Source organism: Mycobacterium sp., assembly GCF_035506235.1.
Classification (GTDB): domain Bacteria; phylum Actinomycetota; class Actinomycetes; order Mycobacteriales; family Mycobacteriaceae; genus Mycobacterium.
In genome coordinates this window covers 1-9607 of sequence record NZ_DATJPU010000147.1, presented here as the reverse complement: position 1 = coordinate 9607, position 9607 = coordinate 1, and the positions used below count along the sequence as shown (strand labels likewise).

Here is a 9607-nt window from a genome sequence, read left to right as displayed (position 1 = left end):
GTCGATCCGGCACGCGCAACGATTTCTGTCCGGGTTCAGCGGCATCTCGCCGCACTTTCGGCCCCGTCGGCACTTGCTGTCGGCGGCCGACTACTGACAGGTGATGGCCGACCGCTTCGCGGGCTGGAACGAGATCACCGGTGCGACGACCACGGCCGCCGCTTGAATCGGCGACTGGGGCAGGACGTTTCGTCCAAGCCACGGCCCGTCACCCCGAATCATCACATCGGCCAATTAGGTTGGCTCAAGTTGACAGTGCCTGAACGATGTCAGTCGGCACGCAGCCAACGTCATTGGGGCGGTCATGGGTCGAGCCGCCCGTGGCGCCTGCCGTCTTCCACGGCCTGTTCGCTGCTGGGCACCGGGCCGTAGCCGTCCGGATCACTGATCGACCGGACTGATCCGGCGACGGCGCGATAGCGACAGGGCTGTGAGGAGCCGGATACCTAGGCAATACGGCCGCGACCGGATCGGCGCGGCGCCCCGCGAAACGCATCATACTTGTCATACGGCATCACGCGGCAGGCTTTCGTTTCTTGGCAGATGAGCGGACAGCAGCTGCACGTTCGCCAACTGCCGGCAAGACGAACCGACCAAAGGAAAGATGACATGTGATGGGGACCCCCTCAGCTCAGACGCTCGTTGAGTTTGCGTCAGATGTTTTTCGGGAGCTTGAGGAGGTCCCAATGACGATGGTAGGCGGGTTTGACGTGCATCGGAAGCAGATCACGTTCGACTACGTGGATGATGACGGTTTGGTGCGGTTCGGTGAAATCCGGCCGGCAACGCGCACGTCGTTGCGGCACTGGCTGGGTGAGCATTGCGCTAATGGGGACGCGGAGTTCGCGCTGGAGGGTTGCACCGGGTGGCGGTATGTGGTCGATGAGCTGGCGGGCGCGGGAGTAGTGGCGCATTTGGGGGATCCGGCTGAGATCGCGGCGGCGCGTGGTCCCAAGAAGCGGGCCAAGACCGACCGAGCCGATGCCCGGTTGTTGCGCACGCTTTTGTTGCAGGGCCGGTTTCCCGAGTCGTGGATCCCGCCGGCACATGTCTTGGAGGTGCGCATCCTGGGCCGGTTGTACTGCAGTCTGATGGACGAGCGACGGGTCTGGCAGCAGCGCATCCACGCCCAGTTGTTCCATCAGGGCTGCCCGCCGATTCGGGCGCTGTTGACCCAGGCCGGTCGTGACGCGCTCGCGAATATTGAGTTGTCCGCGGCCGGACGCCAATATGTGGATACCGCGCTGCGCCGCATCGATGAGCTCAGCGCCGAGATCGGGCCGCTGCGAACACAATTGATCGACTTCGCCAAGCAGCAGGCGGGGTGTCGGGCACTGCAAGTCCATTACGGCATCGGGTGGCTGTGCGCGGCGATCATCTGGGCTGAGATCGGTGATGCGCGCCGGTTTAGCAGCTCCGATCAACTTGTGCGGTTCGCCGGGCTCGATATCACTGTGTATTCCTCGGACGGCAAACGCGCACCGGGGCATCTGTCGCGGCAGGGTTCATCCGAGCTGCGGTGGGCGGCGTTTGAGGCGGCCAAGTGCGCGGCCCGGCGCTCTTCGCCCGACTATGCCTATTACCGCGGGCTGGCCGCCAAGCGCGATGGCCACAACGGCGAGAATCCCACCTTGGCTGTCGAGCGCAAGGTCTTGCGTCGCTGCTATCACAGCCTGCGTGAGCTCGGCGATGCCGCCCTGGCGTTGCCCGTCTCCCAACCGCAGGAGGTGGCCGCCTAACCATGCGTTGCATGCGTGCCCTGTCCACACTTCAGCTGATGCCCGCGGTCAGCTCCCGCAAGGTTCCTGTCGCCACCCCGTTGTTGGATGGACTTCCCGGAAAGACTGAGCGGCCGCGCCCCTTGACCCGCACGTCGGGCACCCCATCGATCATCATGTCATCGGATCAATCTCCGTGGACCCAGATAAGGCTGGGCGCCGGCACGCGCAACGCGGACACTCGTCCATTCACGGGAGGCCGCAGATGACTTGAACCACAACACTTTCGCTTCGTCCCGGCCAACCAGAGTATGCGGTAGATCCTCGTCGGCCTCGAGGTCGTTCGTCCTCGCTGCGCTGCGGGCGCTCCACCTCGACCCCGACTGCGCTCCACCGCGCTAAACACGGGCCGGAACAAAGCAAAACAAACCAAAACGACCCCAGGATCCACCTTTACGGGGGTCCTCAACACAGATAAGGAATCACTGTGGCGACAGCTGAGCACCGCCAGGCAGAAGAGCACCATCACACCCACGGCCCGGGTTGTGGGCACGCATCTGTGCTACATGCCGATCATGTGGACTACCTGCACGACGGGCATGTCTGCCGGGAGCATCCCACCCCCGAGGGAATGCACTACGACGAGTGCGCCGCCTGCCGGTGCCCCAACTGTTCCGACTCGTGTGCAATCTGTGTGTGCGCCGATTGCACCTGCCCGACCTGTAATCACCACACGTGTCAATGCGAGCACTGCGCCGATGCCTGCAACAACTGCGCTTGCTCCGATTGCACGTGTCCGACCTGCATGCACGCTGCCTGACCAGGCCAGGGCGCGGACGTGGACGATCGGGGCCGTCCGTCACAGAACGACTTGCAACGTGACCGTGGATGCCAAGTCGCTGCGCCGGTGGCCGGCTGAGACGACAGCGGCCTTGACCGGGCGCGTTCGACGCATCAATCGGAAACTGGCGCGGGCGTTTCCGCACGCATGCTCTGAGTTGCATTCCACCAACCCATTGAATTGACGGTAGCGACCATACTTTCGGCGCAATGCACCGACAAGCGAGTGACCTGACCCCGGCCGTATTCAGCCGCTACCAGACCACGCGCGACTACGCCCGCGCCGAACTCGAACAGCTGATCCGGCCCACCGGCGTTTTCCACAGGAAAGCCGATACGCTCATCAAGCTGGGCCAGGCGCTAGTGGAGCGGTTCGACCGGCGAGGTCACACGATCGACGAGCTGCTGACGCCAGCGAGCATCGGCCGCAAGACCGCCAACATGGTCCTCGGCAACGCGTTCGGCATCCCGGGCATCACGGTCGAGACCCACTTCGCCGACGAGAAAGACCCGGTGCAGGTGGAAAAGCCGTCGGCGAATCGATCGAACGCACGGAGTGGACGGATTTCAGCAGCCGGCTGATCTTTTACGGCCGGCGGCTCTGTCACGCCAGCGCCCCGCCTGCGGGGTGTGCGTAACGACCCAGGATTGCCCGTCGTTGGGCCTTGGGCCCACCGAGCCGCAGATCGTCGGGGCGCTGGTCGAGGGACCCGAAAAGCAAGCACTTGCTTGCGTTGTTCTGAAGGATCCTCGGCACACAAAGGTGTGAAGTCGGCTGGCAACCGAGCTGCCATCAACACCTGCAGGCGGCGTCACCGACCAATAACACGTCGCGGTAGGTCATGCCGGCGGCGTTGCCGTAGCCGACCATCACCGGCACAAATTTTGAGCGGTCGAGGGGCGCGAGAGGCGCGCAACGAGGCCACGGCTCGACCGCGACGTCGTGTCGCGGCTGGCGCGAACAACGGTGACTTTCGGGCGGCCGGTGAGGCCAAAAGCCCCATGCAAAATCCGCCACCGCGCGCCTAGCGTGTGAGGGCAGTACGACAACTTATGTCATGAACGGAGCCAGCAGATGCAACCGGTGCAGACCACTTGGGAACCCTATGAGCGGCACGGTCACCTCACCGAGAGAAGTGACCTGCCCGAGAGCGTTTTTGCCTTTCCACGGCAACGCAAAGAACCGCTGACCGACGCGCAGCACGTGCGGAACGCCGTTGCGCGTTTCGATCAAGTGGTCGATGTGCCTGAAGCCGATCGCGCGCTGGCGTTCGCCAACATCGAGAAGGCTGCGCGCTACTATGGCCTGGATCTTTCCGAGACCGATTGGCATCAGCTCGGTATTCACCCGCAACCGGATCGCGAAGAAAGCGCGAGAAAGGGCGCACAAACACGTATGCGTACCGGAGAAGCTGAGCAGGCCGCGCGCAAAAGGGGCGGCTACGAAACACCGCCTCGGCATCGCCGAGGAGGCCGCCAAGAAAGCTGCCGAGACACGACGCCGTCACCGCGCCGAAGAGGGCTAGCCCGCCAGCTCGCCCGTGACGTCGAGACGGTGTGATCGCGCGCCTCCGCACACGAGATGTCCCTTGGCTAGCGTGACGGATCAGCGGGTGTGCCGTGACATCGCAGAGCAGCGTGCACAAGCTGTCTGCATTGGCATGTGGCCGTCGGGCGATACGAGCGCTCATCATGGACCGTAATCGTTCAGCAGTGCCTCCGGCACCGCCGATGGCCAGCAACGGCGGCCGTAGCCAATCCGGCTATTGGATTTCCCGCGCAGACAGTGTGAGGTAGCGTCCGCAATGAGATGCCGGTGTCGGCGCTGTCGCGCGGATGATTCGGCCCCGCCCGTTGAATGGCAGTCACGCATTCCCCGCGTCGCGTTTCACTGCCCCGGCAGCCTGTGCGGGCTCAACACTGTTGCCGACAGCCAACTTACACAGAATCAGCATTGGCGTCCGCGGGCGTCACGAGGATGAGTTCGTTTTCTTGACGCCACTCGTGATGGACAGTCCGCAGTCAGAGGCAAGGGGAAGCGCTGAGGCGCAGCGGCAGCGAAGACATGATGGGCGATCACAGCACAACCGACCAAACGCAGGTGGCGATTCGCGACGGCAGGACAGTCTTGTTGCGCCGGCTGGGCCGCCGGGATGCACAGGCGGCGTTGGCTTTGCACCAGCAGCTGCCCGACACCGACCGCTACCTCCGGTTTTTCAGCCCCGGCCGAGGGCATCTGGATCGGCTTGCCCGCCAGCTCACCGAACGCAGCGACAGCTGTTATGCACTCGGTGCGTTCGACGCGGGCCGGTTGATCGGGGTGGCGCACTACGTGATCGATGAGGATGATCCGCGGCTCGCCGAGGTCGCGATCGCCGTCGCCGGGGACGACCATCACGTCGGGGTAGGAACCGCCCTGCTCCGGCGGCTGGCCGAGATCGCCACCGCGCACGGAGTCAGCCGCTTTACCGCCGACGTGTTGGCTACCAACCATCTGATGCTGCAAGTGATCGCCGACATTGACTGGCCCCGCACCAACGTGTCCGATGACGCGTCGGTGCTTCGGTTTCAGATCACCTTACCCCGGCGCGCGACACCGACCGCCCGACGCCCCCGCAGCGCGGAGGGCTGAGGACCGCATCGACAGACCAGCGGCGTCAAGCAACCCAATCCACCCCGCGGCCAGCACCGCCTCATGCCGGCGCGACCGGATGACCCAGGCGCTGCCGGTGCGCGGCAACCCCACATGCACCACGTTGAGCTCGATACGCTGCCTGTGCCGTCAGCCGCCTGGTGGTGGCGTCTGAATGGGCATAAGCCGAAATAGCATGCCAACAAACGGATATCACGGCAGCGGTTGCCGTGTTCGGGTCTGCCAACTGCTCATGACGACTCGGCTCGACGTGGTGAGTCGGGACTGTACTGGGCCATGTGGTAGCGAGCCGAATTCGTGCCGGTGCACTACACGCAAGATCACCGCGCCGGGAGATCGGTTGGTGCGCTGGCCCATATGGCGCCGGATACGTTTCTATGCCCTCGATTTCGCAGTCGACGCCGCCGCAGCCCACGCAGCGCAATCACTTAACGCGGGCCATGCCATTCCGTCGGTCCCTCGATGACCTCCAAGCCGGTGGCGTTGCTGCTCGCCGACCTCGGCGTCACCCAGTCGCACAGCCGCCCGCACGTGTCCGACGACAACCCGGTCAGCGAATCCCTGTTCAAAACCCTGAAGTACCGGCCCGACTAGGCGGACAAGTCGGTCAAAGATTCGCTCGCGGTCGGAGTCCGGAATCCCCGGGCCTGAGTCGGGCGGTTAGCTCAGCGTGAGGACCGGTGTCGTTGGGCGGGTGGGAGTCGTTGGCGTGGCGTAGGTTGATCACGATGTGGCCGCCGGGTGGGGTGTACGGGCGTTGTCAACTAGATTCGAAACGATTTGGGTGACCGGGGTCCGGTCGGCGCGGATGGGTGGGGTCGGCTCTCCGGCGCGCGGGTCACGATGATATCTGGCGAGAGCAAGGCTGCTCGCTCGCGTTCAGCTTCGGCAACCGCGGCCAGGCCGGTATCGGAGAGGTCCAGATCCAGATGGGCCGTAAGCCTGCGCCGGTGCGACGGTCGTCGTCGGCCTCAGTCACGGCATCTCCCGGACAACCTCGGCAGGTTCCTTGTCCGTGCGTAGGCCGGTATAGCGCGGGTGGCGCAGCTTGCCGTCGCGGGTCCACTCGGTGAAACCGACCTGCGCCACCAGCTTTGGACGCACCCAGTGGGCGTCGGGCTCGTGGACGTCTTCGCCGGCGAATGGCGGTGTGTCTTGCTCGATGGCCGACAGCCGCTGGTGCAGGCTGCGAAGCGTGGCGGTGTCGAAGCCGGTGCCCACCTTGCCGGCGTATATCAGGTCACGCCCGTCGTAGTAGCCGACCAGCAGCGCACCCAGCCCTACCCGGCTGCCCTTCGGGGAGGTGTAGCCGCCGATCACGAACTCCTGATCCAGAACGCATTTGAACTTGAGCCAATTCGGTGAACGGCGCCCCTCCTCGTAGCGGGAATTGGCCAGCTTGGCGATCACCCCCTCGTCGCCCTGCCGGCAGGCTTCCCGGTAGGCCGCCTCGCCTTCCGTCCACCGGTCGGTGGTATAGCGGAGCGGGTCACCCCATTGGAATGCGCCGTGCAGCAGACGTTTGCGCCAGATCAACGGTAGCTCGGTGGTAGCGCAGCCGTCGAGGTGCAACACGTCGAAGATGTAGTAGAACACCGGGATAGGCGACGCGCGGGCGATTTCGGGGTCGGTAATGCCCAGCCGGGCTTGCAGCCGCTCAAAACTGGTACGCCGTCCCTGAAAGGCAACGACCTCACCGTCGACCACGAACCGGTGCTGGTGCTGGGCAGTGAGCGCATCGACCAGTTCGGGATATGTGTCGTTAAGCGGCTGACGGTTGCGTGACAAAAGCCGAAGCCGTGGGCCATCGCGGAAGGCCAGGCACCGCTCCCCGTCGAACTTCAGTTCAAAAACCCACCGAGGATCGGAGAACCTCTTGTCGGTCAGCGTGGCCAGCATCGGAGCGCACCAGTCCGGCACGGCCTCATCGCGTAACAACGGGCGCAGCTCGTCTGGCAGACCCTCGATCACGACAGTTCGTCCAGCGTGCGTCCCGACACAACCGACTGCGGTTGGCTGCGCAGCGGGTTGCCACCCGCGTCGGCGTATTCATCGGATTTCTTGACCAGCAGCCAGGTCTCGTCCTCGCCGCCGCGAATGCGGGTCAGCGCGTAGCCGCCATGCAGCCTCTCGCCGTTCAATTGGAATGACAGGTGTCCCCGCCGCAGGCCTTCCGCCATGTCGTACGGGCTGTCGTTGGTGTAGGTGCCGCGATCCCAGACGATTACTCGTCCCTCACCGTATTCGCCCCGGGGGATGATGCCCTCGAACGTCGCGTAGTCCATCGGGTGGTCTTCGGTGCGAACAGCCATCCGTTTGTCCCTGGGATTCGTGGACGGACCCTTGGGCACCGCCCAGGACACCAGCACACCGTCGATCTCCAGCCGGAAGTCGTAGTGATCGCTCGTTGCCGCGTGATGTTGGATCACGAAGCGTGGCGCGTTTCGCGGTTCGTGGCGGCTCCGGGGATCATCGCCTCGGCGGTTCAGCATTCGGCCCCCCTAGTAAGGTAAGCTCCCAGCCAAACCATGCACTCGCATACCGAATTCGTTTTTTCACTTCGTCGATATCAGGCTTGACGGCCAGCCCGTCGACGATCTTCTCGGCCACATGACGCGGGTGATCGAACAGGCCTTCGGCGCCGCGGCTACATGTCAATCCGCCATCGGGGCCAAGGCCGTCAGCGCGGTGATCGTCGATGATCTGGCGGACCCGCCCAACCAGCGGTTGCTGGATGTGCTCCAACGGATCTGACTTACCCCAGTCTTCCACGGCTGCCACGCTTCAGGCCGCCCGCAGAGGCGCCCCGTGGGCCGTCCCTGCCACAGCCTTATCCGCCTTCTGGAGACCGTTGCGCGTTATGAAGGCGCTGACGATTTCGGTCATGCCGATGATGACGAGCCAGATTCTGGCCACCGTCAGCACCCCAACGAGCACCATCGGCGCCCACGGATCGCGTATCAGGACCGGGATTTCAGGGGTTGTCATAGCGGTTACCCTCCGGGTAGTGGGTAGCGTCCATGCTCGTTGCACCCGCACGTCCGTAATAGGGACCTAGGGCCATTCAAAACGCGCGAATAGTCACTTTCATGCGCCGTTCTGCACCACCTGTCTTGTGCCGCCCTGCCCGCCGGATGAATCAGGTGACTTTCGTCCCTACTGGCCACTACCGAAAACGCGCATGCTTCTCCCAGACGTCACGACGCAGTCCCCAGAGGGGCCGAATATCAGATTGTCGCCGCGAGCTCTGGCAGCAGATTTTGCCGCCCGGGTAAAACAAGCGAAACTCATCGGCCGGTCAGCTGAGTGGGCATGATGTCAAGCGTCCCAACCCAATTCGGCCGCTCGTGGAAATCAGTGCTCGCGTCAGGACTGTTGTCCGTGTGTTTGGGTGCGGCGGTGCTGGCCTGGCCAAAGCCCTCGATGGTCGTCGCGTCCATAGTGTTCGGTATATTCCTGGTCGTCAGGGGCGCAGAGCAGGTGGTGTTCGGGTTCACCCTTGAGCCGCACGACCCCGGCCGCGCTGTGCTGATCCTGAGCGGCACGTTGTCGTTGATCCTGGCGATGTTGGCTTTTCGTGACCTCGGCCAGGGCTCCGCGGTGCTGGTTTTGGCCATCTGCATTGGGTTTGGCCTGTTGTTCCAGGGGTGTGCGGAAACCGTCTTGGCGGTCAGCCATCCCGACCTGCCCGAACGCCGCTGGCACATCTTTCTCGGCATCGCGACCGCGATCGCCGGCGTTGTCATCGCTGTCTGGCCTTACCGTTCCATCACCGTACTGACAGTTGTCGCCGGCATTTGGCTTGTCCTCATGGGAATCGCGCAGCCGCGCGCTGCTGCGGCTGGGCCTGTCCCCGCAGATCACCACCATCTCCACGGCGACCACGCCGCCGGTGATCGCCGAGGCGCAGCTGCGCAGCGGGCGAGCCGCTTCCGGGCGCGGCGCCGCCTCCCAGCTCAAGCAGGCCATCAGCACCACCCGAGCGATCAACCCGGACGCGACGATCATGGTGCGCGGCGACTCGATGTTTGGCACCAAAAAGGTGATCACCACCTGCGTGGCCGAAGACGCCGAGTTCTCCCTGTCGGTGAGCCGCAACAAGCGCATCAGCGCCGCGATCGAGGTCATCGACGAGACCGCCTACACCCCGGTGCACTACCCCGGCGCAGTCGAAGACCCCGACACCGGGGCGTTGATCTCCGATGCCCAGGTCGCCGAAACCCCCTACACCCTGCGGCTGGACCGGCACCGCGCACTGACCGTGCGGCTGGTGGTGCGCCGGGTCAAAGACGCCCGCTACGTGTGCCACGAACGAGAAACGGAGGTCTTGATGTAGGAGGGACTTTTCAGGAATCGGTGTTCTGCAAGAGATGAAGGTTGGCCCTTCGGAGTCGCC

Annotated in this window: 8 protein-coding genes and 5 pseudogenes; 8 read left to right on the top strand and 5 right to left on the bottom strand. The window is 64.2% G+C overall.

What is annotated here, in order from left to right:
- Together VMD50_RS29965 and VMD50_RS13945 are read left to right on the top strand one after the other, a co-directional pair.
- Window positions 1–166: pseudogene (locus VMD50_RS29965) on the top strand (IS6 family transposase); the annotation flags it as partial.
- Between the two features lie 520 nt (window positions 167–686).
- Window positions 687–1739, top strand: a complete 1053-nt coding sequence (locus VMD50_RS13945) for an IS110 family RNA-guided transposase (protein WP_325428333.1) — start codon at window positions 687–689, stop codon at window positions 1737–1739.
- 31 nt (window positions 1740–1770) lie between these two features.
- On the opposite strand, the gene VMD50_RS13940 is transcribed toward VMD50_RS13945, so the two are convergent.
- Window positions 1771–1896: a hypothetical protein gene (locus VMD50_RS13940; protein WP_325428332.1), complete on the bottom strand. Its 126-nt coding sequence runs from the start codon at window positions 1894–1896 to the stop codon at window positions 1771–1773.
- Between the two features lie 700 nt (window positions 1897–2596).
- Between VMD50_RS13940 and VMD50_RS13935 the strand changes: the two are divergent.
- The 4 genes and pseudogenes from VMD50_RS13935 to VMD50_RS13920 all read left to right on the top strand — a co-directional run.
- Window positions 2597–3327 (top strand): annotated as a pseudogene (locus tag VMD50_RS13935) (endonuclease III domain-containing protein).
- A 306-nt stretch (window positions 3328–3633) separates the two neighbouring features.
- On the top strand, window positions 3634–4119 hold the full coding sequence (locus VMD50_RS13930; protein ID WP_325428331.1) for a DUF6582 domain-containing protein: 486 nt from the start codon (window positions 3634–3636) through the stop codon (window positions 4117–4119).
- A gap of 540 nt (window positions 4120–4659) precedes the next feature.
- A complete protein-coding gene (locus VMD50_RS13925) occupies window positions 4660–5190 on the top strand; it encodes a GNAT family N-acetyltransferase (protein ID WP_325428330.1) in 531 nt (176 codons plus the stop codon).
- 474 nt (window positions 5191–5664) lie between these two features.
- Window positions 5665–5799 (top strand): annotated as a pseudogene (locus tag VMD50_RS13920) (IS3-like element IS1141 family transposase); the annotation flags it as partial.
- A gap of 387 nt (window positions 5800–6186) precedes the next feature.
- On the opposite strand, the gene ligD reads toward VMD50_RS13920, so the two are convergent.
- Genes ligD through VMD50_RS13900 form a run of 4 tightly spaced genes read right to left on the bottom strand, consistent with a single transcriptional unit; the run spans window position 6187 to window position 8199 of the window.
- The gene (ligD, locus tag VMD50_RS13915) at window positions 6187–7182 is read right to left on the bottom strand and encodes a non-homologous end-joining DNA ligase (protein WP_475447377.1); all 996 of its coding nucleotides are present in this window, start codon (window positions 7180–7182) and stop codon (window positions 6187–6189) included.
- Complete coding sequence (locus tag VMD50_RS13910) at window positions 7179–7703, bottom strand: DNA polymerase ligase N-terminal domain-containing protein (protein ID WP_325428329.1); 525 nt, start codon at window positions 7701–7703, stop codon at window positions 7179–7181. Before VMD50_RS13910 ends, ligD begins: the two co-directional genes overlap by 4 nt.
- Window positions 7681–7983, bottom strand: a complete 303-nt coding sequence (locus VMD50_RS13905; RefSeq protein WP_325428328.1) for a hypothetical protein — start codon at window positions 7981–7983, stop codon at window positions 7681–7683. The genes VMD50_RS13910 and VMD50_RS13905 overlap by 23 nt, the downstream gene beginning before the upstream one ends.
- A gap of 12 nt (window positions 7984–7995) precedes the next feature.
- Window positions 7996–8199: a hypothetical protein gene (locus VMD50_RS13900; RefSeq protein ID WP_325428327.1), complete on the bottom strand. Its 204-nt coding sequence runs from the start codon at window positions 8197–8199 to the stop codon at window positions 7996–7998.
- Between the two features lie 324 nt (window positions 8200–8523).
- Between VMD50_RS13900 and VMD50_RS13895 the strand changes: the two are divergent.
- A pseudogene (locus VMD50_RS13895) lies at window positions 8524–8982 on the top strand (HdeD family acid-resistance protein); the annotation flags it as partial.
- A gap of 55 nt (window positions 8983–9037) precedes the next feature.
- Window positions 9038–9511, top strand: a pseudogene (locus VMD50_RS13890) (transposase); the annotation flags it as partial.
- Between the last annotated feature and the right edge of the window lie 96 nt (window positions 9512–9607).